Raw genomic sequence first — 25000 nt, forward strand, 5'->3', positions numbered from 1 at the left:
ATGGATCAGATTTTAGAAAAATGGGACGAGATCCTGATGACCGTGAAGACAGAACACGACATCAGCGACATTGCTTTTAACACATTCTTACGTCCCCTTGAATTTTATGGTGTCACTGGGAACACCGCATATATCCTTGTCCCGTCCGAGCAGTTGGGACTCAGCTATATTTCCAAGAAGTACTATCTGCCTCTCAAAGTAGCAATCACAGAGATCACCGGAACAGAATACGAGATCAAGTTCATTCTTCCGGAACAGGCGAAGTCGATCGCTTCTTCTCCTAATAAACAGAAAAAGCCTTTTTACTCAGAAGCGGCATCCAAATCGAATCTGAATTCCAATTATACGTTTGATACATTCGTTGTCGGAAGCAATAATCGTTTTGCCCACTCCGCTTCTCTCGCAGTTGCGGAATCTCCGGGCGAGGCATACAATCCTCTCTATATTTATGGAGGACCGGGACTCGGCAAGACGCACCTGATGCATTCCATCGGTCATTTCATCCTGGAGCGCAATCCGGATGCGAAGATTATCTGCGTGACTTCCGAGGAATTTACCAACGAGGTCATCGAGTCCATCCGAAGCGGTAATGCAGCCGCGATGAACAAGTTTCGTGAAAAATACCGTACCATCGATGTTCTGATGATCGATGATGTACAGTTTATTATAGGTAAGGAAAGTACGCAGGAAGAATTTTTCCATACGTTCAATGCCCTCCACTCCGCCGGCAAACAGATTATTCTTACATCCGATAAGCCGCCAAAAGAGATGGAGACACTGGAAGAACGTATCCGTTCCCGTTTCGAGTGGGGTCTGATGGCTGACATCGGAACACCGGACTACGAGACACGAATGGCGATTCTCCGCAAAAAGATCGAAGCGGATGAAATGAACTTAAGCGACGAGATCCTTAATTACATTGCAACCAACATCAAGTCCAACATCCGTGAGCTGGAAGGTGCGCTCAATAAACTGCTCGCCTACTCCAACCTTGAGAAAACGGACATTACAATGGAGATTGCCCAGAAGGAGCTTCAGAATATCATCACTCCGGATAAGCCGAAGGAGATTACGCCTCAGCTTATTATCGAGGTCGTATCGGAGCATTTCCAGATCTCCTTAGATCAGATGATCTCCAAGAACCGGAGCAAAGACATCGCAAGGCCGCGCCAGATTGCCATGTATTTATGTAAGAATATGACCGACACACCGTTAGATTCCATCGGTGCGCTGCTCGGCGGCAGAGATCACTCTACCATCATCCACGGCGTCCAGAAGATTTCGGATGAGTACGAGTCGGACGAGACGACACGCAGTCTCATCGACACCATCAAGAAAAAGATCAACCCGAACTAGATATTCACATTCGGTTGTTGAAATATTGTGTAAGGTTTGTTCATGAAACTGGATAAATATCATTATGTAAACCACTTAAGGTTTCTTTCACATTTTTCTTTCAAGTTTACATAATTTTTTATTCACAGGTTGTCCAGATTTCATCCGCACGTAATTCACAGACTTTCACCCTTCATTTTTTACCTGAAAGTCTTATAGATCAAGGGCTGTGTGACTTATTCACATATAAACACCCCCTAAGAATATTACTTTGAATCTCTTTTTATAACAATCATGTATGGCGTGCGCACCATATATTCCACGAACCACAGGAAGGAGTTATTAACAACTATGAAACTGATCTGTTCCAAATCAAATTTACTGCACGGTGTCAATATCGTATCGAAAGCGGTTCCAACCAGAACCACGATGGCCATTCTGGAGTGTATCCTGATTGATGCTTCTGCCAATGAGATCAAATTAACTGCCAATGATATGGAATTGGGAATCGAGACGAAGATCGAAGGTGAGATCGCAGAACGCGGAGTGATTGCTCTGGATGCCAAGATATTTTCCGAGATCGTGAGAAAGCTTCCTGACAGTGATGTTGTGATTGAGACAGACGCTTCCTTTAAGACGACCATTACCTGTGAAAAAGCAAAGTTCAATATCGTAGGAAAATCCGGAGATGATTTTTCCTATATTCCTTATATCGAGAGAAATGAAGCCATCACGTTATCTCAATTCACTTTAAAAGAAGTCATTCGCCAGACGATCTTCTCGATCGCGGACAACGACAATAACAAGTTAATGACGGGAGAGCTTTTTGAGATCGAGGAGAATCATTTGAAAGTGGTATCTCTCGACGGCCACCGTATTTCCATCCGCAACATCGAGTTAAAGAATAACTATGAGCACAAGAAGGTTGTCGTTCCTGGAAAGACGCTGCAGGAAGTGAGCAAGATTCTTCCGGGAAGCGCGGAGGAAGATGTCAATATGTTCCTGACCGACAACCACATTGTATTTGAATTTGATGATACGACTGTCGTTTCCAGACTGATCGAGGGTGAATACTTTAAGATCGAGCAGATGCTCTCCTCCGATTATGAGACAAAGGTCAAGATCAACAAGCGTGAGCTGTTAGACTGTATCGACCGTGCGACGCTCCTCGTCAAAGAGGGTGACAAAAAGCCGATCATCATGAATGTGACAGACGGAAACATGGAGTTAAAGATCAATTCCTTCATCGGTTCTATGAATGAGGATATTGATATTGTAAAAGATGGCAAGGATATTTTAATCGGATTCAACCCGAAGTTCTTCATTGACGCGCTTCGCGTGATCGATGAGGAGGAGGTAAGCCTTTATATGGTGAATCCAAAGGCACCGTGTTTTATCAAGGATGATGAAGGAAAGTTCATTTATCTGATACTGCCGGTGAACTTTAATGCCAGCACCGTTTAGAAACGAGGCGTAGGAGAAAGATGATAGAAATAGAGATTCGCAAAGAGGATGAATTCATCAAACTGGGACAGGCACTGAAAAAAGCCGGGCTTGTGGAGTCCGGTGTGGATGCCAAGTTCGTGATCCAGGATGGACTTGTAACTGTGAACGGGGAAGTAGAGACGCAGAGAGGAAAAAAGCTGCACGGCGGTGAACTTGTTTCCTATAATGGCGAGACAGTAAAGATAGTCAGATGAACATTCGGTCAATCGAGCTTAAGAATTTCAGAAATTACGAAAATTTAGAGATTTCTTTTGATGAAGGAACCAATATTTTATTCGGGGATAATGCGCAGGGCAAGACAAATATCTTAGAAGCGGCATATATGAGCGGAACGACCAAGTCCCACAAAGGAAGCCGTGACAGGGAGATGATCCGTTTCGGTGAGGAAGAAGCTCATCTGAAAACGGTTGTCGTGCGCGGTGGGAGAGAATATCAGATCGATATGCATCTGAAGAAGAACCGCGCCAAGGGGATTGCCATCGACAAGATTCCGATCAAAAAAGCCAGTGAGCTTTTCGGAATTTTAAATATTGTGTTTTTTTCACCGGAAGATCTGAATATTATCAAGAATGGTCCGGCGGAGAGGCGCAGATTTTTAGATTCCGAATTGTGCCAGCTGGATCGGATCTATCTGGCAGACCTCACAAATTACAATAAAATCTTAGCGCAGCGCAACAAGCTTCTAAAAGACATGATCTACCGGCCAAGTCTTTCCGATACGCTGCCTGTCTGGGACATGCAGCTCATTGAGACCGGGAAGAAGATCATCCGACGCAGAAAACAGTTCGTGGATGAACTCCGGGAGATTGTAAGTGACATTCACTACCGCATTTCCGGCGGAAAGGAAGAGCTTTTTTTAAAATATGAGCCGAATATCGACGATATCTTTTTTGAAGATGAACTTAGCAGGGCGAAGGAAAAGGACAAAAAGCTTTGTCAGACATCGGTGGGACCGCACAGGGACGACCTGCTGTTCTCGATCGGTGACGTCGATATCCGAAAGTACGGTTCACAGGGACAGCAGAGAACATCGGCGTTGTCGCTGAAGTTGTCCGAGATTGAACTTGTGAGGAAGTCCATTTCCGATACGCCGGTGTTGCTGCTGGATGATGTGTTATCTGAGCTTGACAGCAGCCGTCAGAATTATCTGCTGAACAATATTTCCGATACGCAGACCATCATTACCTGTACGGGACTGGATGAATTTGTGAGAAATCGTTTTACGGTAAACCGGGTATTTGAAGTCATAGCCGGTCATGTATATGAGCGATCAATATAGTAAGCGTGAGCCGTTTTTATGGCTGATGCAGAAATGGAGAATAAAATGGGTACAGAAAATGAATACGGAGCAGATCAAATCCAGATATTAGAGGGACTTGAGGCAGTCAGAAAAAGACCCGGAATGTACATTGGAAGTACATCTGCGAGAGGACTTCATCATCTGGTATATGAGATTGTAGATAATGCAGTTGATGAGGCGCTTGCCGGATATTGTAAAAATATTGAAGTGACGATCAATCCGGACAATTCCATCACGGTGGAGGATGACGGACGCGGTATCCCGGTCGGGATGAATCACAAAGCCGGAAAGTCTGCACTGGAGGTTGTATACACGGTGCTTCATGCCGGCGGAAAGTTTGGCGGCGGCGGATATAAGGTATCCGGCGGTCTCCACGGAGTAGGAGCATCGGTTGTAAATGCCCTATCCACGAAGCTTTCTGTTGAGGTATACAAGGATGGACAGATTTACAGTCAGAGTTATAAGATTGGCAAGCCGGATGAACCTGTTAAGGTTATCGGTAAGTGTTCTGCCGAAAAACACGGAACGAAGGTTACCTTCCATCCGGATCCAACGATCTTTGAGGAAACCGTCTATGATTACGATACGTTAAAACAGAGACTGCGCGAGACCGCCTTTTTAACAAAAGGCTTAAGAATTGTGCTCTCCGACGCCAGAGTGGATCCGGTGCATACACACGAATTCCACTATGCAGGCGGTATCAAGGAATTTGTGACCTACTTGAACAAGAGCAAGGAAGCGCTCTATCCGGAAGTCATCTACTGCGAGGGAACCAGGGACGGAGTCTATGTGGAAGTTGCCATGCAGCACAACGATTCCTACAATGATGCGACTTACAGCTTTGTCAATAATATCATCACACCGGAAGGCGGTACACATCTTGCCGGTTTCCGTAATGCATTGACGAAGACTTTCAATACCTATGCGCGTGCGAATAAGATTTTAAAGGATACGGAGCCGGCGCTCACCGGAGACGATATCCGCGAGGGACTCACGGCGATCATCAGCATCAAGATCGAGGAGCCGCAGTTCGAGGGACAGACGAAGCAGAAGCTCGGCAACAGCGAGGCGCGAGGCGCCGTTGACTCGGTTGTCAGCGAGCAGCTCACCTACTTCCTGGAGCAGAATCCTACGGTGGCGAAGAACATCTGTGAAAAATCACTGCTCGCGCAGCGCGCGAGGGAAGCGGCGAGAAAAGCGCGTGATCTCACCAGAAGAAAGACCGCCCTCGAGGGAATGTCTCTTCCGGGCAAGCTTGCCGACTGTTCCGACAAAGACCCGAAGAACTGCGAGATCTTTATTGTAGAGGGAGATTCCGCCGGCGGTTCCGCAAAGACGGCGAGAAGCCGTGCAACGCAGGCGATCCTGCCGCTCCGCGGTAAGATTTTGAATGTGGAGAAGGCAAGATTAGACAAGATTTATGGCAATGCTGAGATCAAAGCGATGATTACTGCGTTCGGTACCGGTATTCATGAAGATTTTGATATCAGCAAGCTCCGCTACAACAAGATCATCATCATGACCGATGCCGATGTCGACGGTGCACATATTGCGACGCTGATGCTGACCTTTTTGTACCGCTTCATGCCGGAGCTGATTAAGCAGGGACATGTCTATCTGGCTACTCCGCCGCTCTATAAGATCGAGAAGAACAAGAACGTGTGGTATGCGTACGACGATAATGAATTAAACAGTATTCTGACAGAGATCGGCCGCGACGGCAACAACAAGATCCAGCGATACAAAGGACTTGGTGAGATGGATGCTGAGCAGCTCTGGGAGACGACCATGGATCCGGAAAAGCGTATCTTAAAGCGTGTCATGATTGATGAAGAGAATTCTTCTGAGATTGATGTGACATTTACGACGCTCATGGGAGACAAGGTAGAGCCGCGCCGTGAATTTATCGAGGAAAATGCAAAGTATGTACAGAATCTTGATATCTGACAGACGGACTGTACAGAGTATGATGTAATTGATAGAAATGGAGAAAAATCCTATGGATGACAAGATTTTTGACCAGATACATGATGTGGATCTGAAGAAAACAATGGAAAGTTCCTACATCGACTATGCCATGAGTGTCATTGCACAGCGTGCGCTGCCGGATGTAAGAGATGGTTTGAAGCCGGTACAGAGGCGTGTCCTCTATTCCATGATTGAGCTGAACAACGGACCGGACAAGCCGCACCGTAAATGTGCGCGTATCGTCGGTGATACGATGGGTAAATACCATCCGCACGGCGACAGCTCAATCTACGGAGCACTCGTCAATATGGCACAGGACTGGTCATTCCGTTATCCGCTTGTCGACGGACATGGAAATTTTGGTTCCGTCGATGGTGACGGCGCTGCTGCTATGCGATACACTGAGGCAAGACTTTCCAAGATTTCCATGGAAATGCTTGCGGACATCGGAAAAGATACGGTTGATTTTGTTCCGAACTTTGATGAGACAGAAAAAGAGCCTACAGTGCTTCCGTCCCGTTTTCCGAACCTGTTAGTCAACGGTACGACAGGTATCGCTGTCGGAATGGCAACCAATATTCCGCCTCACAATCTGCGCGAGGTTATTAACGGTGTGGTAAAGATCATTGATAATCAGGTGTTGGAAGACCGCGGAACCGATATCGAGGAGCTTTTGACGATCGTCAAGGGACCGGATTTTCCTACCGGAGGTACGATTCTTGGAACCGCCGGAATCAACGAGGCATACCGGACCGGACGCGGAAAAGTCAGAGTCCGCGCGGTGACCAGCATTGAGCCGATGCAGAACGGCAAGAACCGCATCGTTGTGACAGAGCTTCCGTACATGGTAAACAAGGCGCGTCTGATCGAGAAGATCGCGGAGCTTGTCAGAGATAAGAAAATCGACGGCATCACCGATCTGCGGGATGAGTCCGACCGTCAGGGTATGAGAATCTGCATCGAACTCCGCCGTGATGTGAACCCGAATGTCGTGCTGAACCTTCTGTACAAGCACACACAGCTTCAGGATACGTTCGGTGTGATCATGTTAGCGCTTGTCGACAATCAGCCGAAGGTCTTAAACCTTTACGAGATGCTCAACTATTACCTGATCCATCAGGAAGAAGTTGTCACCAGAAGAACGAAATATGATCTGAACAAGGCGGAAGAACGTGCCCATATCTTACAGGGATTATTAACAGCACTTGATAATATCGATGAAGTTATCAACATTATCCGCAGCAGCAAGAACACCCAGGAAGCAAAAGACCGCTTAATGGAGCGTTTTTCGCTGACGGACGTACAGGCACAGGCGATCGTGGATATGCGTCTGCGTGCGCTGACAGGTCTGGAACGCGAGAAGCTGGAGAACGAATACGCGGAATTGATGGAGCGCATCACAGAGTTGAAGGCAATTCTTGCCGACAAGAAAAAGCTGCTCGGCGTCATCCGTGAGGAGATTCTTCTGATCGCCGACAAGTACGGGGATGACAGAAGAACATCCATCGGTTTTGACGAATATGATATTTCCATGGAGGATTTGATTCCGGTTACCAATACCGTCATTACCATGACGAAGCTTGGATATATCAAGCGTATGAGCCTTGACAATTTCCGTGCGCAGAACCGCGGGGGCAAGGGAATCAAGGGAATGGAGACCATTGATGACGATTACATCGAGGAACTTCTGATGACGACATCGCACCATTACCTGATGTTCTTCACGAATACCGGCCGTGTATACCGCATGAAGGCTTATGAGATTCCAGAGGCAAGCAGAACCGCGCGCGGTACCGCAATCATCAACCTGCTTCAGCTGCAGCCGGGCGAGAAGATTACTGCGGTCATTCCGATACGGGAGTACACCGAGGGACATTTCCTTTTCATGGCGACAAAGAAAGGTATCGTGAAGAAGACACCGATTACCGATTATGCAAATGTGAGAAAGACAGGTCTTGCAGCCATCAATCTGCGCGAGGACGACGAGCTGATCGAGGTGAAGAAGACCGATAATAATCAGGATATTTTCCTTGTCACCAAATACGGACAGTGTATCCGGTTTAAAGAGACAGACGTAAGAAAAACAGGCAGAACATCCATGGGCGTCATTGGTATGAACCTGACAGACGGAGATGAGGTCGTCGGCATGCAGATGGAATCCCAAGGAGATTCCCTGATGATCGTTTCCGAAAAAGGTCTCGGAAAGTGCACGTTAATCTCCGAGTTTACCACACAGAACCGTGGCGGTAAGGGTGTGAAGTGCTACAAGATTACCGAGAAAACAGGTAATATCGTCGGTGTCAAGGCAGTCAACCATGACAATGAAATAATGTTAATCACGACAGAGGGTATCATTATCCGCATTAAGGTAGCGGATACGGCACTTCTTGGACGTATTACCTCCGGTGTCAAGCTGATCAATCTGGACGAGAATGTGACTGTGGCAAGCATTGCGAAGGTGCGCGAAAATAAGGAGCTTGAGACAGCCGATACTTCTGAGCTTCTGACCGATGAGGAAGAGGCGGCAAGCGCGGCTCTTGCAGCAGAAAATGCGAAGAAAGCAGCCGGTCAAGCGGATAATTCCGAGACGGATGATGAGCTGATGGAAGAGCTGTTGAAACGTGCCGAAGACGATGCCAGAGATGACAGTGACAAGGAATAAGCATTTTTCTAAAAATAAAAGAAAAATAAAAAGTATAAAAAAAATATAAAGATATATTTGACATCGTATAGCCTTTTCTATATGATAGAGTGTGAAGAGAGATTTTACTATTAAGGAGGAACAGGTTATATGAGTACTTATGGAGCAATTCTTGGAGCAAGCATCGGTGTCATTCTGTTATGTCTTGTTGTTGTGGTAGCATGCTATGTGTTATATGCAGTTTCCCACATGAAGGCATTAAAGGCACTGGGATACAAAAATGCATGGCTTGCATGGATTCCATACGGTGTATTTTATGCATGTGCGGATGCAGCAGCAGAGGGGGAAGGCGAGAAGGTAAAGTTATTTGGAAGCCTTGAACTTCCGGCAATGGTATTCAAGCTCTGGTGGATTTTACCGGTTGCACTGTTATTCATCCCGGTAAACGGCACGGTAGAAAATGTCATCACAATCGTATTAAACGTTGTATTCTTAGGATGCAGCTACGCTAAGATGTATGCAAAGTTAGAGGGTAAGCAGGAGAGCGAGACACAGGCAATCGGCTGTGTATCCGGTCTGATCCCGATCATTGCAGTTGTAAAATTCCTGTCTTATAAGGGAAACAACTAAAAATTAAAGATGTATCGGAACCCGCGGTCAAAAGACCGCGGGTTTTTCTTATTCCTTTATTTACATTTGAAATACCAGGTGTTATAGTAAATCACGGATGATATTCCGCAGCGCGGAAATGATACCGTAGAAGAAAAGAGAACGAACCTTAGACCGCCAGTTTCCGACGGGACGTGGATCGAGGAGACCATGATTTCACAGGAAAGGTGCCGCATACTGCTTCCGGGAGGAGGCGTTTGTATTTCATTGAATGATGTACAGACCGAACGTATGCAGATCGGTTTTATCGGTGCCGGCAAGGTCGGCGTGTCACTTGGCAAATATTTTAAAGAAAAGGGCAGGAACGTAGGAGGTTATTACAGCCTGACCCGCGCGTCTGCTGCATGGGCAGCAGCATTTACACAGACAACCTGTTATGAAAGTTTAGAAGAAATCATCAGCAGTTGCGGCATGATTCTATTTACTGTACCGGATTCCGCCATCGCAGAAGTGTGGCAGCAGGCAAAGCCCTATGTATCCGGTAAAGTGATCGGTCATTGCAGCGGTCTTTACAGTTCAGACATCTTTTCAGACTGGGACAGCATGAACTGTCATGCATGTTCCGTACATCCTCTTGCTGCAATCAGCAGCAAAGAAAATGCATGGAGAGAATTATCCGGCGTATTGTTCACACTCGAGGGGGACTCCTCCTATGTGAAGGATCTGGAGACATTTTTCCATTCCATGGGCAATCGCACCCGTATCATTTCCAAAGAAGACAAAATCAAATATCACGCGGCGGCAGCAATCTCATCCAACTATATGACTGCCTTATTTTCCATGTCCGAGCAGCTGCTTCTCGACTGCGGATTCGCACAGGAGGAAGCGCGAAGCGAGCTCTATGCACTTGCAAAGGGAAATCTGGATCACATTCTGACACAGGGATGCGTGCAGTCTCTCACAGGTCCGCTGGAGAGAAATGACTGTGCTACCGTAGAAAAACATATTTCCGCGTTAAATGAAAAACAGCGGAAAATATATACTTCCTGTGCTGAATATCTCACAGATTTCGCACAGAGCAAGCATCCGGATCGTGATTACACGGAGATGAGAAAATTGTGCAGAGACGGGGAACACAGCCCGGGCGCGGAATGCGCGGAAACAGTGTAAACATGAAAACACAGTCTATGCGCCTGGGGCGCAGGAAAAGTGGAGGGAAACATGAAAAACACAGTATTGACGTTACAGAAGCAGAAGGAAGAACACGATAAGATCGTCATGGTGACGGCTTATGATTACACGACGGCAAAGATCATGGATGAAGCCGGTGTCAACACGATTCTCGTCGGGGATTCATTGGGAATGGTAATGCTCGGATATGAGGATACGCTCTCTGTGACCATGGAAGATATGATTCATCACACGGCGGCGGTCTCCCGCGGTGCAAAAGATGCATTTGTAGTTGCGGATATGCCGTTTATGTCCTACCAGACATCCGTGTACGACGCAGTGGTCAATGCCGGAAGACTGATGAAGGAAGGCCGCGCGAATGCGGTAAAGCTGGAGGGTGGTGTGGAATTTGCACCTCACATCGAGGCGATCGTGAAGGCATCCATTCCGGTTGTGGCGCACATCGGATTGACCCCCCAGTCTGTCAATGCATTCGGTGGATTCAAAGTGCAGGGAAAAGATGTGGAGGCAGCGAAAAAGCTTCTGGCTGATGCAAAAGCAGTGGAAGCGGCAGGTGCCTGCATGGTCGTGATGGAGTGTGTGCCGGCGAAGCTGGCAGCTAAGATATCAGAGGAACTTACAATTCCGACCATCGGTATCGGTGCGGGAGCAGGCTGTGACGGACAGGTGCTCGTCTACCAGGATCTGCTCGCCATGTACGGCGATTTCCGTCCGAAGTTTGTGAAGGTATTTGCGAATGTCGGCGAGGTGATGCGCGAGGGCGTCAAAGCATATATCAAAGAGACAAAAGAAGGAACATTTCCGGGCGAGGAACATTGCTTTAAGATCGATGACTCGGTGATTGATAAATTATACTAAATATAAAAAATGGCGAAAGGAGCAGATTATGAAAATCGTATCAACCATAGAAGAAGTAAGAGCACAGGTAAAGGAGTGGAAAAAGGAAGGACTTTCGATCGGTTTTGTGCCGACCATGGGCTACCTGCATGAGGGACATATGAGTTTGATCGATGCAGCCGGAGAGAATGACAGAGTCGTTGTGAGTATTTTTGTCAATCCGATGCAGTTTGGGCCGACGGAGGATCTCGCAAGCTATCCGAGAGATCTGAAACATGATGCAAAGCTCTGCGAGGAGCACGACGTGGATCTCATTTTCCATCCAACGCCGGAGGAGATGTACGGGGATCAGTTCTATTCCTATGTCGATATGGATGTACTGACCAAGGAGCTTTGCGGACTCAGCAGACCGGTACACTTCCGCGGCGTGTGCACGGTTGTGACGAAGCTTTTCAATATTGTGACGCCGGACCGCGCATATTTCGGACAGAAAGACGCGCAGCAGCTTGCGGTTATCAAGAGAATGGTAAAAGATCTGAACATGCCGCTTACGATTACCGGCTGCCCGATCATCCGAGAGGAGGACGGACTTGCAAAAAGTTCCCGTAACACCTATCTGTCGCCGGAAGAGCGGAAGGCAGCGCTTGTGTTGAGCCGTTCCATCTTCCTCGGAAAAGAGATGGTGGAAAAGGGAGAGCGCGACTGCAAAAAAATTCTTGCCTCAATGACAGCGGAGATTGAAAAAGAGCCGCTTGCAAAGATTGATTATGTAAAAATCGTAGATCTTGACACGATGCAGCAGGTGGAGAAGATCGACAGAGGAATCCTTGCCGCGATAGCAGTCTATATCGGAAAGACAAGACTGATCGATAATTTTATGTATGAATTGGAGAACTAAGCGATGACAATTACAATGTTAAAAGCAAAAATACACCGCGCAACAGTAACACAAGCGGAATTAGACTACGTCGGGAGCATTACCGTGGATATGGATCTGCTGGAGCAGGCGGGAATCCTGGAATACGAGAAGGTACAGATCGTGGATGTCAACAACGGCTCCCGCTTTGAGACCTACACGATTGCCGGGGAGCGCGGCAGCGGCGTGATGTGCTTAAACGGTGCGGCGGCACGCATGGTGCAGACCGGCGACAAGATTATTCTGATGGCATACGCGCAGGTGACGCCGGAGGAAGCATCAGAGCTTCGTCCAACGGTGCTTTTCGTGGATGAGAAAAATAAAGTCACAAAGGTGACAAATTACGAAAAACACGGAGAAATCGGATAATATAGGATTGTTTCATAAAATTCTATGGACTATAATGATTCTTATGAGTACGTGGAGAAAGCACGGGACAAAGGAGAATGATTATGCCGCAGAATTTTTATGAACTGGTCTGGATTTTTATTATCTATGCATTTATCGGCTGGTGTACCGAGGTATCCTACGCAGCACTCGATACCGGAAAGTTCGTGAACCGTGGATTTTTGAACGGTCCGTACTGTCCGATCTACGGGTGCGGCGTGGTGATTGTGGTGGCCATCCTGACACCTCTGAAAGAAAATCTGCTGATCCTGTTTGCAGGATCTTTTCTTCTTACCTCTGTGCTGGAGTACATTACGGGTTATATTCTGGAAAAAGTATTTCACAACAAGTGGTGGGACTATTCTGACAAGCCATTCAACATCAAAGGTTACGTCTGCCTGAAGTTTTCGATCTACTGGGGACTGGCATGTACCTTTATCATGGATATCATTCATCCGATCATTTATGCAGCCATACGCTTTATTCCGTTCGTGCTTGGCGTAGTGCTGCTCAGTATTATCATGTGCGTGTTCGCGGCAGACTGCATCATCACGGTCACGACGATTCTGAAATTCAATAAGCGCTTAAAGGTCATGGATGAGATGGCGGCGTCTATTCACCGGCTGTCCGATGAGATCGGCGAAAATATCTATGAAAATGTGACAGACGTTATTGAAAAATCCGAGAAATTCCAGAAAACACATGTGGAGCTGATGGATAAGATCAGCGAGACGAAGGAAAATATTTACGGGCTGCCGCAGACAGCGAAGGATAAACTTGCGGAGACGACGGGAGCGGCGAAGGATAAGCTTGCGGAGACGACGGGAGCAGCAAAGGATAAATTTGCGGAGACGACAGGGGCAGCGAAGGATAAGCTTGCGGAGACGACGGGAGCGGCGAAGGATAAGCTTTCAGAGACCAAGGAGAGTATTTCGGAACTGCCGCAGACAGCGAAGAACAAGCTTGCCGAGAAGGCAGAGAATTATGCAGCTTCCCGTGAGGAGAAAAAGCGCGAACGCGAACTTGCACTCGAGGAGAAAAAGCGCGAGCGTGCAGAACTTATGGAGCGCTACGAGAAGCTGTACGAGGAGAAAAGCTTTGGTTTTCAGCGTCTGATGAAGGCATTCCCGGATATGAAGTCGCGGGATAACAACGAGACGCTGGAAAAATTCAAGATTCACTTTAATATCAAAAAGAAAGACGAAAACAAAAAAGATCAGGCATCCTAAACGCCACATATACAGCAGACAGGGAGAGGAAGAACGGTATGATAAGAACAATTCAAACAGATGAGATTACAAAAAATATCAAAGAAATGTGTATACAGGCAAATCATTATCTGTCCGCGGATATGGATGCGGCGATGAAGCATGCCGCTGACACAGAACAGTCTGAACTCGGGAAAAAGATTTTACATCAGCTGCAGGACAATTTAAAGATTGCGGACGAGGAGATGATTCCGATCTGTCAGGACACCGGAATGGCAGTGATCTTTCTGGAAGTCGGACAGGATGTCCATTTTGAGGGCGCAGCGATTGAGGATGCCGTTAACGAGGGAGTCCGTCAGGGATACACAGAGGGATTCCTGCGCAAATCCGTTGTCGGTGATCCGCTCATTCGTGAAAATACAAAAGATAACACGCCGGCAGTCATTCATTATTCCATCGTGCCGGGCGATCAGGTAAAGATCACCATGGCGCCGAAAGGATTCGGCAGTGAAAATATGAGCCGCGTGTTCATGTTAAAACCGGCGGACGGCATCGAGGGAGTCAGGCATGCGATTCTTACCGCCGTAAAGGATGCGGGGCCGAATGCATGTCCGCCGATGGTCGTCGGAGTCGGCATTGGCGGTACATTTGAAAAATGCGCGCTTCTCGCCAAGCAGGCGCTCACGAGACCGGTCGATGAACATTCCGATATCCCCTATGTCAAAGATCTCGAGGAAGAGATGCTTTCAAAGATCAATCAGCTTGGAATCGGACCGGGAGGACTCGGAGGAACGACGACGGCGCTTGCAGTGAACATCAATACCTATCCGACACACATTGCGGGACTTCCGGTGGCTGTCAATATCTGCTGCCACGTGAACCGGCACGTTGTAAGAACACTGTAAGAGAAAATATGCCGGGTTTTCCACAAACAGAAAATGAAATGTTGATAAGCAGGATGATGAGAGGAAAAGATATGGATAAACATATTGCAACACCAATTACGGAAGAGGTTACCAGAGATTTAAAAGCCGGGGACTATGTCTATCTGACAGGAACCATGTATGTGGCGCGCGATGCGGCACATAAGCGCATGATCGAGGCATTGGACCGGGGCGAGGAGCTTCCGATTGACATCAAGGATGCGACGATCTATTATATGGGACCGTCTCCCGCCAGGGAAGGACGTCCGATCGGATCTGCCGGACCGACCACAGCCACCCGTATGGACAAATACGCTCCGAGACTGTTGGATCTCGGTGAAAAGGCAATGATTGGAAAAGGAAAGCGCTCAAAAGAAGTGATTGACGCGGTGATCCGCAACCACGCCGTCTATTTTGCAGCCATCGGCGGAGCCGGCGCACTGCTTTCCAAATGCATCACAAAATCTGAGATTGTATGCTATGAGGATCTCGGCGCGGAGGCAATCCGCAAGATCGAGGTAAAAGATTTTCCGGTTATCGTCGTGATCGACCGCGAGGGAAACAACCTCTACGAGACAGCAATCCGACAGTATCACACATTAGAAGAAATGTAGCGGGTCATTTTCCTGCAACAAAAAAGAGCCTTTCGGCTCTTTTTTCTTCCGGTCTTATTCCAGAACAAGCAGCAGAGACATTTTGAAACGTCCCTTTGCGGTTACGCTGTGCAGACCGTTCTTCTCAAAACGGAAGCTCTCACCTGCGTTTAAGGTATAGTCGGTACCCTCGTATCCGATGACAGCTGTACCCTCAAGCGCGGTCAGGATTGCGTTGCCTGGTGCGCGGTGTGGTGTCAGTCCGGTACCCTCATCGAATGCCATGAGGACAAACTTCATCGTGTCGTTGTGTACGATATCCACGTTTGCAATGCTTCCCTCCTCGTAAGAGATCAGTTCCTTCAGATTCAATACCTCTTTTGTTTTTACAAGATCGTTCATAGTGTTCTCCTTTTTTGTAATAATTTCTGTATAGATACAACCCTCGCCGGTTTTGACACCACAGAGAGTTCTCTCCGGTACGAGCAATATCTCATCCGGGTGCAGATCCATTGTTTCCGGCTGTTCACCGATGAGAAACGTTCCGGTGCCGGCAGCTCCGATATAGATGGACATCGTATCGTAGCTTTCCGGTGTGATGGATGTGCCTGCGCCCAGGGAAAACCAGGTAGCGGAATTGGAAGTGCCGAGTCCGGTATTTCGTGAGATGGTCATCTCCTCGCGGATCGGACGCTTTGCTGCGATGGTAAATACGCCTTCTGACATAGTAGATCCTTTCTGTCACATCGCTTTGTCTGTCAGGGAGACAGGTACGATGCTCTTTATTTTTTTTTGATGATGGCTGAACTCATTGACAACCACATTGACGTCAAAGGACACGGAAATATTCTTTTCTGTCAGAACCTTCTCCGTGCTGCCGTAGAAAAAAGTGCCTTTGTGATTCATCATAAAAGCCTCGTCGGCGACAGACATGGCGTTGGTCGGATAGTGCGTGTTCATGATTGCGCTGATGCCGTCCTCGTGGGAGAGCCGGTCGATCATGTTGAGAACCAGAATCTGATTGTGAAAATCAAGACCTGTTTCCGGCTCGTCGAGAATGATCAGCTTCGGTTCATTGATCAGTGCGCGCGCAATCAGTACCATCTGAAGTTCTCCGCCGCTCATGCGGTTGCAGTCCTTTTTGGCAAGATGCGTGATGCCTGTTTTCTCCATCATGGCTTCCGCCATCTCAATCTCCCGTCTGCCGGGCTGTTCAAAAACGCCAAGATGCGAACAGCGGCCGAGCATAACCATTTCCAGTCCGGTGTAGGAAAAAGCAAAACCGTGGCTCTGCGGAATGTAGGAGACATTGCTCCACAATTCCTTTGGTTTTAATGTTTTGATGTCCTGCCCGTACAGAAAAGTCGCACCCTCTCTCCAGGGGAGCAGACCGATCATGCATTTTAATAGTGTGGTCTTTCCGATACCGTTGGGACCTAAGATTGCTAAAATATGACCTTCCTCTAATGAGAGATTGATATCAGGTAATATTATATCCTGTTTGGGATATCCAAAACAGCCATTTTTTATTTCAAGAATCATTGCAGATTGCTCCTGTTCTTATTCAGCAGTGAAATAAAGACCGGTGCTCCGATGATGGCGGTCAGAATGGACAGCGGAAGCTCGATGACGCTGATGGTTCTTGAAAGTGTGTCAATCAGAATCATAAAGCTTGCACCGAGACTTAAGCTGATGGGAACCACATAACGGTTGTTGCTTCCGACAAGCATTCTGGCGCAGTGCGGGACTAAGAGACCGATCCAGCCGACCTGACCGCACATGGATACCGCCGAGGCGGTAATGACCGTCGACGCCAGGATGAATATCATCTGTGTCCGTTTTAAGTGGATGCCGCTGGCTTTCGCTTCATCCTCGCTTAAGGATAAAATATTCAGTCTCCATCGGAGCAGATAGATGACGACGATTCCAATGAGAATGAGCGGAGAACCGATCAGCAATTTTTTATAAGTGGCGCTTGTGAAGCTGCCCATCAGCCAGTAAGTAATTTCCGGAAGCTTGTCCTGTGGGTCGGCAGTATATTTCAGCAGAGAGCCGATGGCGTTAAACAGGGAGGAGGCGATCACGCCTGCCAGCACAAGATAGACCACCTGGCGGTTCTCATTTTTTCCTGCGATCTTTAACGTAAAAAATACGGAGGCAAGTCCGAACGCAAGTGCAATGAGCTGTGTCTCCAGAATACCGCAGGAAAGGATGATCGCAAGGATCGCTCCCACGCAGGTGCCGCTGGTAACACCGAGAATGTCCGGTGTTGCCAGTGGATTGGAAAACAGCGATTGGAACGTGTTTCCTGCGCAGGTAAGACCTGCTCCCACAATAATTGCCATCAGAATCCGCGGCAGCCGCAGATTGATTACAATGGAGTAATTCTGCGCATGTCCTTCATTTCCCGTGAGAACATCGCGGAAAACGGCGATCACGTCGCCGACCGGCACATTCATTCTGCCGAGGCAGATACAGATCAGTGCGGTGACAAGCGGCAGCAGTATCATGAAGAGAATGGCAAGCGGTGTAAAATGCCCCCGTTTGATCAAAAAATTATCATTCATCAGTACTGAAGCATTTCCTCCATTTCCTCATCGGTAACATCGTAGCCATACCAGTCATGGTAATATTCACGGATGGTATCCTCCAGAGGATAGTCTGCGAAAACTTCCGGGTAAGTGTTGCATGCAAGCCATGCGAATACCAGCGGAGCGTCCGGGTTTGGTGTAAACCAGTTCCACATGCCGAGCGTTGTGTCATAGACACGTCCGTCCTGAACAGCTTTGATGGAGGAGAAATCGGTTCCCTCTACCCTGTTCTCCAGCACGTCCTCCGAGGTAAGACCGATGAGTCCCGGACCGTCGACAAACAGAATATCCGGATTCCACTCATAGATCTGTTCCATGCTTACCTGTGTAAAACCGGTTGCCTCCGCGGCAACATCCGTGACGCCTAAGTGTTTCATCCAGTAGGTACCAAAGGTTCCGTTGCCGGATACCTGTGGTACGCCGTCGCTGTATTTCCACAGAATCAGTGCGCTCGGGCGCTCATCCTCCGGAACGGTTGCAATCCTTGCCTCCACATCCGCAACAATCTCGTCGCCGGCAGCAGTGAAAGCATCGGTTCTGCCTTCCTCACCGAAGACATCCTCCAGAAGATCCAGCCACTGTTTGTAGCGGTTTAACGGATCAGCTTCTGTCTCGTGGCCGACGGTTGCAAATCCGATACACGGAATGCCACTCTCCTGTAAGATCTCCGCGTGTGCCGTATTGCCGGCATTGTATAAGATGACATCCGGTTCTAACTTCATGATTTCCTCGATATTCAGATCGCTCTGTGCATAGACGGTATCCGCGGATTCCATCAGCTCCGGTGCGATATTTTTGAGAACCGTCTTTGAGATGGTATCCTTGAAAGAACCGCAGTAGCCTACGATATAAGGAGCTTCCCCGCCGAAATAGGACATGTAGGTGGAGAGAATCGGAATCTGGTCGATGACCACGCGGGTAATGTGATTCGGAACTTCCACAGTGTTGCCGGCATGGTCAACCACGGTGTGGGTGCCGGTGTCCTCGGTGGCAGCAGTTTCAGTGTCTACGCTCTCCGCCGATTCGGAAGCGGCAGCAGTCTCGGTGGCTGCTGTGGCTCCGTTATCTGAAGTATTCTCTGTTCCGGAAGCCGCATTGCTTCCGCAGGCTGCAAGCTGCAGTACCATGGCAGCTGTCAATAATGCAGCGGTAAGTTTTGTCTTTTTTATCATAGTTCCTCCCTCTGAACGGTATCAGTATGTAATTATTGGTTAGTTAAAACTAACCAACGAGACATAGAATACTGGAAAAGGAAAGAAAAAGCGGTTGCTATTGCAACCGCCTCAAAAAAAGATTATATTGCCAGAAAATCCGGATCAAGAATCTGCAGCCTGGAACCCGAAAAATTCAGAATCCCCTCGTCGCGCATTTTGCAAAGTTCGCGGGAGAGAGCGCTCCGGTCCGCGTAGAGATATTCCGAGAGTTCTCTGCGGGTGTAAGGAAGGCAGACCGTTCCGTCCGGTGCGATCTCTAACGTCTGCAGATAGATCTTTAACTTGTCCCGCAGCTTTTTCTGACTGAGAATCCGTATTTTGCTGTTAAAAAACATCACCTGGCGCGCAAATTCCTGCATCAGATTGGTGGTGACCTGCATACGGCAGGAGCAGGAAAATGTTTTTTCCGACAAGAGCGCGGCAAAATCGAGCATCAGGATCTTGCTTTTTTCCACGGTGTGAATGTAGACATGACTCGCTACCTGTCCGGCACACACAGACTCGGCGCCGAAGACATCGCCGCTTCGCAGATGATTGATGATGATCTGGTTCCCGTTTTCGTCGACCAGATATTCTTCCAGCATGCCGGTGAGCAGAATGCCGGAGCAGCCGGAGGAATCCCCGAGTGCGGCGATGGATGCATCCTGCGGATAATCGACCACGCGCGCATTTAAGCAGCGCAGGACATTGGGATATTTATCTTTTGGTAATTGGCGGAAGATACTGGAATGTTCCAGTACATCCTGATATAGAGCTGTTTCAATAATCATATATTTCCGGTTGCCGCTGCAACCGCCCTCCGTTTTTGAAATCAGGTAAAATAATGAGTTAGTCAACTCTAACATTATAACTTTGCCGGCAGGAGAAGTCAAGGTTTACATAAAATCAATTTCGGGAAGGATACCATCCGTCCGGGGAGCAAAATTCAGAAGTGAAAAACAGGAAAAAATAGGGTATAATCTGGATATGCGGAGGTGAAGGGTATGATACTGAATACAGGAAGCAGGACAGACATACCGGCGTATTACAGCGACTGGTTCTATGAGCGGGTCCGCGCGGGAGAAGTTCTGGTGCGCAATCCGTATTATCCCACGCAGATAACAAGATACCGGATCGACCCTGCGGTGGTGGATGCACTTGTATTCTGTACGAAAAATCCGCTGCCTATGCTGGACCGCCTTCCGCTGCTGGATGCGTTTATCATGTTCTGGTTTGTGACGATCACGCCTTACGGCAGGGAGATAGAACCTCGTGTGCCTGATAAGAACCTCGTCGCGGAGGCATTTTGCAGATTGTCGGAGAGCGTGGGAAGAGAACGTGTCAGCTTCCGTTATGATCCCGTCTTTTTAAATGAGACCTACACCGAGCAGTATCATGTGGAAAAGTTCGGGGAGTTTGCAGAGAAGCTGTCCGGATATACCGGGCAGTGCGTGGTGAGTTTTATTGATTTATATGAAAAAACCAGGCGGAACTTTCCGGGCGTAAGGAGCGTCGGAAAGGAGCAGCAGGAGCGTCTGATTGCGGCGTTTTCCGAGATAGCGGAAAAGCAGCATCTTCAGATTCATCTGTGCTGTGAGAACCGCAGTCTTGTCCGGCAGAATGTGGATGCGGACGGTTGTTTATCGCAGTCTGTATTGGAACGTGCCATCGGGTGCAGATTGAAGGTGCCACAGCAGAAACGGGCGAGAGGTGAGTGCTCCTGCCTGCTCGGCGCAGACATCGGTGCTTATAACACCTGCGGACATGAATGTCTGTACTGCTATGCCAACTATGACAGCCGCACCGTCCGGGAGAACCGGCTGCAGCATGATCCCCGCTCGCCGCTTCTGATCGGGCATGTGCAGAGCACAGACATTGTAAAAGATGCAATCCAGCGTTCCTGGAAAGATCCACAGATGAGTATTTTTGATTTGTATTGATAAAAAAAGTAAAATCATGCAGGAGGTACCACAATGAAAAAAGAGTTGAACTGGGCAGTATTGGGATGCGGTGTCATCGCAAATGAAATGGCACAGGCCTTAGAGCATATGGGAAAGCATCTCTACGCGGTCGGCAACCGCACACATGAGAAAGCGGTCACATTTGCGGAGAAGTACGGTGTACAGAAGGTATACGACGATTTTCAGGAAATGTTCCATGATCCCGACGTCGATGTCATTTATATTACCACGCCGCACAATACGCATATCGAATTCGCCCGCGAGGCACTTGCAGGCGGGAAGCATGTGCTCTGTGAAAAATCAGTCATGTTAAACAGCCGTGAGCTTGCGGAGGCGATTGCGCTTGCAGAGGAGCACCATGTTGTGTTTGCGGAGGCGATGACGATCTGGCATATGCCTTTATATAAGAAGCTCTGGCAGATTGTTGAGACGGGGGATGGAGAGATTCCGGCACTCGGGAAGGTGCAGTTTATCCAGCTCAATTTCGGAAGCTACAAGGAATATAATATGAAGAACCGGTTCTTCAATATGAATCTGGCGGGCGGAGCACTCTTAGACATCGGTGTCTATGCACTTTCCATTGCAAGAAGCTTTATGTCAAGCCAGCCTGATCAAGTACTTTCCCAGGTAAAATACGCACCGACCGGCGCGGATGAACAGGAGGGAATTCTTCTGATGAATCCGGACGGACAGATGGCGGCGCTGTCGCTGTCCCTACACTCCAAACAGCCAAAGCGCGCTGTAATCAGCTGTGAAAAAGGATATATAGAGATCATGGAATATCCGCGCGCCGACCGTGCTATCGTTGTGGAAGCAGAGACCGGAAAGGTGCATGAGATCACGGCAGGTGCAACGGCGGATGCATTATTGTATGAAATGACAGACATGGAAGATGCTATCTTGAACGGAAATACCGGGGTAATGCGCTTAAAAGATACCCGTGACGTCATGGAACTCATGACCGGTCTGCGCAAAGAGTGGAACATGAAATATCCGGGAGAAGAGTGGTAAAACAACTAGTTTGACACAAAAAAATGTAGGAGTACCAACATTACCAGAAGGTTCACAATGGGAACGAAATGTTTTAAATTCCTTTGCAGGAGGAAAAGCAACACCTACTACGTATGAAGGCGGGACTACATTATATAGAATTGGTGGAAAAAATGGCGGATTTTGGAGTTTAGAACCACCTCCTGCAACTGAATATCAATGGAGAGTGGATTATGCAATTAAACAGGAGTTCTGTAATGATGCATCTACTTTATATAAGATGACTATACCAGAAGGTTCTTCTTTAGGAGCTTTAGAAGGAAAAGTTGGACCACAAGGAATGGGATTATATGGTGGGGCACATCAAGCATATATTGATTATAGAGCAGTACCTGCAGATTGGATTGAGATAACACCTGCAACGTGGAAGTGAGAAAATTATGAACAAGATTGACGACGAAAAACATAACGAATTAATAGTAATATTGAGTGAGTTAATAGAAACTATTGAATTAATGAAGAAGGAGGAAAAAGATTATTTATTGATTCAGAATGAAAATGAAGCCAGAGATTGGATGGATTTTTTAAAGAATCATACAGATAAAGACGAATTGAAATCTTTAGAAAATGAAATATCAGATAGGTTTTTCTTTAAGTTTGATGTTCAAATTGGAACATCAGAACTAGATAATAAAAGAGCGGAACTTATGAAAAAGTATATATTTAAGTCAAATGAATATTTAAAATAGTTATAATCAGGGTTATACTTTCGGACATTCAGAAGAACTGTTATGATGCCGAGGGTCTTCGTGCAGAGATGGAAGAGAACGGCAGATTAGTGCAGTTCCTCTATAATGAGGATAGGGAAGTAGTCGCAGAGAAAGACTGCAGCGGCAACATCATCCGTTATATACGTGGACTGGGCTTAATCAGTTCTGACAGCGAGAACGCCAAGACGTATTACCATTATGTATCCGATGAACAGGGCAGTGTGAGCCATATCATCAGAGATGAGGATAAGGAGAGCGGAGTATCAGCACAGGGAAGAGAGCAGGACAGAATACTCAATCAATATGAGTATGATGCCTTTGGGAATACCATAAGCTGCAAGGAGCAGGTAGAGAACCGCTTCCGTTATATGGGAGAGCAGTACGATCCTCTGACGGGATAGTATTACCTGAGGGCAAGATATTATAACCCTGTCATTGCCAGATTCACACAGGAAGATACCTACTATGGCGACGGACTGAACCTGTATACCTACTGCCGGAATAACCCGATCCTTAACCATGACCCGACAGGACATGGAACGAAGGAGAACAGCCCATACAGCAGGAAAGAACAGCAGTACATTAATGCAGGGGCAGACCCGGATACAGCAAAGCTTGCAACGCAGTGCTATCCTGATGCAAACTCGAAACAGGACTTATACAATAAGTACAAGAGTCAGGGATATAATGCAACAGATGCGAAGAAGCTGGCAAACTATGAGATTGTCCATGGTGAGGAGAGGGCAAAGAACTATGCTGCCAACAATGTAAAGAAGAGCGGTCCTGATTACACAGCGACTTCCCCAAGAGATAATGTCAACACCGACTGGAGAACCCAGGAAAGGCTTAATGCGCAGAAGAAAGCAAGTAATTCCCAATTGATGCCAATGAATTTGCAGTTCTTTGCGGCAAAAGGGGATGAAAGCGGCAGTAAGAGTGGTAATGAATCAAACGTTTGAGGATATGAAAGAGATCGTGCGGAAGAATCCGTTTGCACAGCATATAGGCATGGAACTTCTCGAAGTGACGGAAGGATATGCGCTTGGGCGGATCCGTCTGGCAAAGCAATACGAGAATATCTACGGGGGAATGCACGGAGGCTGTGCATATTCCCTCGCGGACACGCTATCCGGCATAGCGGCATCCACTTACAGGGAATACGTCACCATGCTGGATGCGTCGATGAATTATCTGCTTCCGGTGGAACATACAGAGTATGTCTACTGCAAAGCGAGGGTGCTGCGCCACGGAAGGAAGATCACGGTTGTCCGGGTAGAACTGTTAAACGATGAGCAGACGCTCCTCATAGATGGAAGCTTTACTTTCTATAGTATAAGAAAAAGAGACGAATAATAAAAATACGCTGAATGGATTGTCGCAATAAGCATATCGTGCTTTGGAGTGATAAGTAATATTATAAAAAGACCACACCGTGGGATTTCAGCTGGAAATGCAAATGGAAATTCGGTTCAAAAAATGTGGCATTTCTAACCAGCCGGATGTTTGCATCTTCGATGATCCGTGTCTTTCCAAGTTTGGAGCACTCCGCGGGTCATGTCCGTATCCCGGAAGACAATTTGTAGGACTTTTGTGTGTGTCCCTTATTGGCACCTCTGAACAAAACATAACCGCGCGAAGCCGCTGTCTGAGTCGGCATCTGCCCTATTTTCAATAGCAGATGCTGGCGAGTTCGGTTCGCGCGGTTTTATATTGTCTGTGAAGAGGTGCCATTAGGGACACCAGAAAGTCCGCCCATTGTCTCCGGTGTGCCGGACATGCACCCGTCGGATTGTCCAAACGTGGAAGAGACACGGAATCCGATGCAAACATTCAGCCGGAAGAAATGCTCACATTTTTCTCCAACGAATATTCCATTTGCATTTCCACATGAAATCCCGAAGTTGTGTTTCTTAGTAATATTACTTATCGCCCTAAAGAGCGCTATGCTTATAGCGGCAATTCCTTTGAAAATAAAATTTGAATATTTCCATTGACAAACGGAGAAACTTCTAGTATTATTATCTATGCGTCACGGCGCAGAACAATATCATATTGTCAGATAAGAACTTTGGAGAAGTACT

The 25000-nt window shown here is 47.5% G+C and carries 26 protein-coding genes and 1 tRNA gene (1 of these 27 cut by a window edge); 22 read left to right on the forward strand and 5 right to left on the reverse strand.

The window, feature by feature from the left end; translation table 11 throughout:
• The 14 genes from dnaA (at window position 1) to RHOM_RS00070 (ending at window position 15435) form a co-directional block, all read left to right on the forward strand.
• Entirely contained in the window at window positions 1–1356 is a 1356-nt protein-coding gene (gene dnaA / locus RHOM_RS00005; protein WP_014078224.1) for a chromosomal replication initiator protein DnaA, read from the forward strand.
• Window positions 1357–1686: 330 nt separating this feature from the next.
• Window positions 1687–2799: a DNA polymerase III subunit beta gene (dnaN, locus tag RHOM_RS00010; protein ID WP_014078225.1), complete on the forward strand. Its 1113-nt coding sequence runs from the start codon at window positions 1687–1689 to the stop codon at window positions 2797–2799.
• A gap of 20 nt (window positions 2800–2819) precedes the next feature.
• The gene (locus tag RHOM_RS00015; RefSeq protein WP_014078226.1) at window positions 2820–3035 is read left to right on the forward strand and encodes an RNA-binding S4 domain-containing protein; all 216 of its coding nucleotides are present in this window, start codon (window positions 2820–2822) and stop codon (window positions 3033–3035) included.
• Window positions 3032–4120, forward strand: a complete 1089-nt coding sequence (gene recF / locus RHOM_RS00020) for a DNA replication/repair protein RecF (RefSeq protein WP_014078227.1) — start codon at window positions 3032–3034, stop codon at window positions 4118–4120. Before RHOM_RS00015 ends, recF begins: the two co-directional genes overlap by 4 nt.
• Window positions 4121–4165: 45 nt before the next feature.
• Window positions 4166–6088 carry a DNA topoisomerase (ATP-hydrolyzing) subunit B gene (gene gyrB, locus RHOM_RS00025; RefSeq protein WP_014078228.1) on the forward strand — a complete coding sequence of 641 codons (1923 nt, stop codon included), beginning with the start codon at window positions 4166–4168 and terminating at the stop codon, window positions 6086–6088.
• Between the two features lie 52 nt (window positions 6089–6140).
• A complete protein-coding gene (gyrA, locus tag RHOM_RS00030) occupies window positions 6141–8771 on the forward strand; it encodes a DNA gyrase subunit A (protein WP_014078229.1) in 2631 nt (876 codons plus the stop codon).
• Between the two features lie 129 nt (window positions 8772–8900).
• Window positions 8901–9380 (forward strand): hypothetical protein, encoded by a 480-nt coding sequence (locus tag RHOM_RS00035; protein ID WP_014078230.1) that lies wholly within the window; start codon window positions 8901–8903, stop codon window positions 9378–9380.
• 246 nt (window positions 9381–9626) lie between these two features.
• Window positions 9627–10529, forward strand: a complete 903-nt coding sequence (locus tag RHOM_RS00040) for a Rossmann-like and DUF2520 domain-containing protein (protein WP_014078231.1) — start codon at window positions 9627–9629, stop codon at window positions 10527–10529.
• Between the two features lie 51 nt (window positions 10530–10580).
• On the forward strand, window positions 10581–11408 hold the full coding sequence (gene panB / locus RHOM_RS00045; protein ID WP_014078232.1) for a 3-methyl-2-oxobutanoate hydroxymethyltransferase: 828 nt from the start codon (window positions 10581–10583) through the stop codon (window positions 11406–11408).
• A 28-nt stretch (window positions 11409–11436) separates the two neighbouring features.
• Window positions 11437–12285, forward strand: coding sequence for a pantoate--beta-alanine ligase (panC, locus tag RHOM_RS00050; protein ID WP_014078233.1), 849 nt, complete (start codon window positions 11437–11439; stop codon window positions 12283–12285).
• Window positions 12286–12288: 3 nt separating this feature from the next.
• The gene (gene panD, locus RHOM_RS00055) at window positions 12289–12672 is read left to right on the forward strand and encodes an aspartate 1-decarboxylase (RefSeq protein WP_014078234.1); all 384 of its coding nucleotides are present in this window, start codon (window positions 12289–12291) and stop codon (window positions 12670–12672) included.
• Window positions 12673–12755: 83 nt separating this feature from the next.
• Window positions 12756–13919: a putative ABC transporter permease gene (locus tag RHOM_RS00060; RefSeq protein WP_014078235.1), complete on the forward strand. Its 1164-nt coding sequence runs from the start codon at window positions 12756–12758 to the stop codon at window positions 13917–13919.
• 38 nt (window positions 13920–13957) lie between these two features.
• Window positions 13958–14803, forward strand: a complete 846-nt coding sequence (locus RHOM_RS00065; RefSeq protein ID WP_014078236.1) for a fumarate hydratase — start codon at window positions 13958–13960, stop codon at window positions 14801–14803.
• Window positions 14804–14874: 71 nt separating this feature from the next.
• Window positions 14875–15435, forward strand: a complete 561-nt coding sequence (locus RHOM_RS00070) for a Fe-S-containing hydro-lyase (protein WP_014078237.1) — start codon at window positions 14875–14877, stop codon at window positions 15433–15435.
• 54 nt (window positions 15436–15489) lie between these two features.
• On the opposite strand, the gene RHOM_RS00075 is transcribed toward RHOM_RS00070, so the two are convergent.
• From RHOM_RS00075 to RHOM_RS16670, 5 genes are all read right to left on the reverse strand, one after another.
• Complete coding sequence (locus RHOM_RS00075) at window positions 15490–16140, reverse strand: cupin domain-containing protein (protein ID WP_014078238.1); 651 nt, start codon at window positions 16138–16140, stop codon at window positions 15490–15492.
• A 15-nt stretch (window positions 16141–16155) separates the two neighbouring features.
• Window positions 16156–16956: an ABC transporter ATP-binding protein gene (locus RHOM_RS00080; protein ID WP_014078239.1), complete on the reverse strand. Its 801-nt coding sequence runs from the start codon at window positions 16954–16956 to the stop codon at window positions 16156–16158.
• The gene (locus tag RHOM_RS00085) at window positions 16953–17981 is read right to left on the reverse strand and encodes a FecCD family ABC transporter permease (protein WP_014078240.1); all 1029 of its coding nucleotides are present in this window, start codon (window positions 17979–17981) and stop codon (window positions 16953–16955) included. Before RHOM_RS00085 ends, RHOM_RS00080 begins: the two co-directional genes overlap by 4 nt.
• On the reverse strand, window positions 17981–19177 hold the full coding sequence (locus RHOM_RS00090) for an ABC transporter substrate-binding protein (RefSeq protein WP_014078241.1): 1197 nt from the start codon (window positions 19175–19177) through the stop codon (window positions 17981–17983). Before RHOM_RS00090 ends, RHOM_RS00085 begins: the two co-directional genes overlap by 1 nt.
• A 122-nt stretch (window positions 19178–19299) precedes the next feature.
• A complete protein-coding gene (locus tag RHOM_RS16670) occupies window positions 19300–20064 on the reverse strand; it encodes a Crp/Fnr family transcriptional regulator (protein ID WP_014078242.1) in 765 nt (254 codons plus the stop codon).
• 138 nt (window positions 20065–20202) lie between these two features.
• On the opposite strand from RHOM_RS16670, the gene RHOM_RS00100 reads away from it, so the two are divergent.
• The 8 genes from RHOM_RS00100 to RHOM_RS00125 form a co-directional block, all read left to right on the forward strand.
• Complete coding sequence (locus RHOM_RS00100; protein ID WP_014078243.1) at window positions 20203–21138, forward strand: DUF1848 domain-containing protein; 936 nt, start codon at window positions 20203–20205, stop codon at window positions 21136–21138.
• Window positions 21139–21171: 33 nt separating this feature from the next.
• On the forward strand, window positions 21172–22170 hold the full coding sequence (locus RHOM_RS00105; RefSeq protein ID WP_014078244.1) for a Gfo/Idh/MocA family protein: 999 nt from the start codon (window positions 21172–21174) through the stop codon (window positions 22168–22170).
• 10 nt (window positions 22171–22180) lie between these two features.
• Window positions 22181–22582, forward strand: coding sequence for a hypothetical protein (locus RHOM_RS17250; RefSeq protein ID WP_143761618.1), 402 nt, complete (start codon window positions 22181–22183; stop codon window positions 22580–22582).
• Between the two features lie 7 nt (window positions 22583–22589).
• The gene (locus RHOM_RS00110) at window positions 22590–22898 is read left to right on the forward strand and encodes a hypothetical protein (RefSeq protein WP_014078245.1); all 309 of its coding nucleotides are present in this window, start codon (window positions 22590–22592) and stop codon (window positions 22896–22898) included.
• A 68-nt stretch (window positions 22899–22966) separates the two neighbouring features.
• On the forward strand, window positions 22967–23320 hold the full coding sequence (locus tag RHOM_RS17820; protein WP_014078246.1) for a hypothetical protein: 354 nt from the start codon (window positions 22967–22969) through the stop codon (window positions 23318–23320).
• Window positions 23321–23326: 6 nt separating this feature from the next.
• Complete coding sequence (locus RHOM_RS18355) at window positions 23327–23878, forward strand: RHS repeat-associated core domain-containing protein (protein ID WP_278244842.1); 552 nt, start codon at window positions 23327–23329, stop codon at window positions 23876–23878.
• On the forward strand, window positions 23862–24272 hold the full coding sequence (locus RHOM_RS00120) for a PaaI family thioesterase (RefSeq protein WP_143761620.1): 411 nt from the start codon (window positions 23862–23864) through the stop codon (window positions 24270–24272). The genes RHOM_RS18355 and RHOM_RS00120 overlap by 17 nt, the downstream gene beginning before the upstream one ends.
• Before the next feature lie 717 nt (window positions 24273–24989).
• Window positions 24990–25000 (forward strand) — tRNA-Ser (locus RHOM_RS00125); it runs 78 nt beyond the window's last position.

Origin of the sequence: Roseburia hominis A2-183 (assembly GCF_000225345.1) — a bacterium.
Classification (GTDB): domain Bacteria; phylum Bacillota; class Clostridia; order Lachnospirales; family Lachnospiraceae; genus Roseburia; species Roseburia hominis.

Bases quoted from the DNA above. Each gene is read 5' to 3' on its own strand.
- dnaA (WP_014078224.1), top strand. From the start codon at position 1: ATGGATCAGATTTTAGAAAAATGGGACGAGATCCTGATGACCGTGAAG.
- RHOM_RS00075 (WP_014078238.1), bottom strand. From the start codon at position 16,140: ATGTCAGAAGGCGTATTTACCATCGCAGCAAAGCGTCCGATCCGCGAG.
- RHOM_RS00065 (WP_014078236.1), top strand. From the start codon at position 13,958: ATGATAAGAACAATTCAAACAGATGAGATTACAAAAAATATCAAAGAA.
- RHOM_RS00085 (WP_014078240.1), bottom strand. From the start codon at position 17,981: ATGAATGATAATTTTTTGATCAAACGGGGGCATTTTACACCGCTTGCC.
- gyrA (WP_014078229.1), top strand. From the start codon at position 6,141: ATGGATGACAAGATTTTTGACCAGATACATGATGTGGATCTGAAGAAA.
- RHOM_RS00080 (WP_014078239.1), bottom strand. From the start codon at position 16,956: ATGATTCTTGAAATAAAAAATGGCTGTTTTGGATATCCCAAACAGGAT.
- RHOM_RS00105 (WP_014078244.1), top strand. From the start codon at position 21,172: ATGAAAAAAGAGTTGAACTGGGCAGTATTGGGATGCGGTGTCATCGCA.
- RHOM_RS00070 (WP_014078237.1), top strand. From the start codon at position 14,875: ATGGATAAACATATTGCAACACCAATTACGGAAGAGGTTACCAGAGAT.
- RHOM_RS00090 (WP_014078241.1), bottom strand. From the start codon at position 19,177: ATGATAAAAAAGACAAAACTTACCGCTGCATTATTGACAGCTGCCATG.
- panC (WP_014078233.1), top strand. From the start codon at position 11,437: ATGAAAATCGTATCAACCATAGAAGAAGTAAGAGCACAGGTAAAGGAG.
- recF (WP_014078227.1), top strand. From the start codon at position 3,032: ATGAACATTCGGTCAATCGAGCTTAAGAATTTCAGAAATTACGAAAAT.
- dnaN (WP_014078225.1), top strand. From the start codon at position 1,687: ATGAAACTGATCTGTTCCAAATCAAATTTACTGCACGGTGTCAATATC.
- RHOM_RS17820 (WP_014078246.1), top strand. From the start codon at position 22,967: ATGGAAGAGAACGGCAGATTAGTGCAGTTCCTCTATAATGAGGATAGG.
- gyrB (WP_014078228.1), top strand. From the start codon at position 4,166: ATGGGTACAGAAAATGAATACGGAGCAGATCAAATCCAGATATTAGAG.
- RHOM_RS00060 (WP_014078235.1), top strand. From the start codon at position 12,756: ATGCCGCAGAATTTTTATGAACTGGTCTGGATTTTTATTATCTATGCA.
- RHOM_RS00035 (WP_014078230.1), top strand. From the start codon at position 8,901: ATGAGTACTTATGGAGCAATTCTTGGAGCAAGCATCGGTGTCATTCTG.
- RHOM_RS00100 (WP_014078243.1), top strand. From the start codon at position 20,203: ATGATACTGAATACAGGAAGCAGGACAGACATACCGGCGTATTACAGC.
- panB (WP_014078232.1), top strand. From the start codon at position 10,581: ATGAAAAACACAGTATTGACGTTACAGAAGCAGAAGGAAGAACACGAT.
- RHOM_RS00015 (WP_014078226.1), top strand. From the start codon at position 2,820: ATGATAGAAATAGAGATTCGCAAAGAGGATGAATTCATCAAACTGGGA.
- panD (WP_014078234.1), top strand. From the start codon at position 12,289: ATGACAATTACAATGTTAAAAGCAAAAATACACCGCGCAACAGTAACA.
- RHOM_RS16670 (WP_014078242.1), bottom strand. From the start codon at position 20,064: ATGTTAGAGTTGACTAACTCATTATTTTACCTGATTTCAAAAACGGAG.
- RHOM_RS00110 (WP_014078245.1), top strand. From the start codon at position 22,590: ATGAACAAGATTGACGACGAAAAACATAACGAATTAATAGTAATATTG.
- RHOM_RS00120 (WP_143761620.1), top strand. From the start codon at position 23,862: ATGAATCAAACGTTTGAGGATATGAAAGAGATCGTGCGGAAGAATCCG.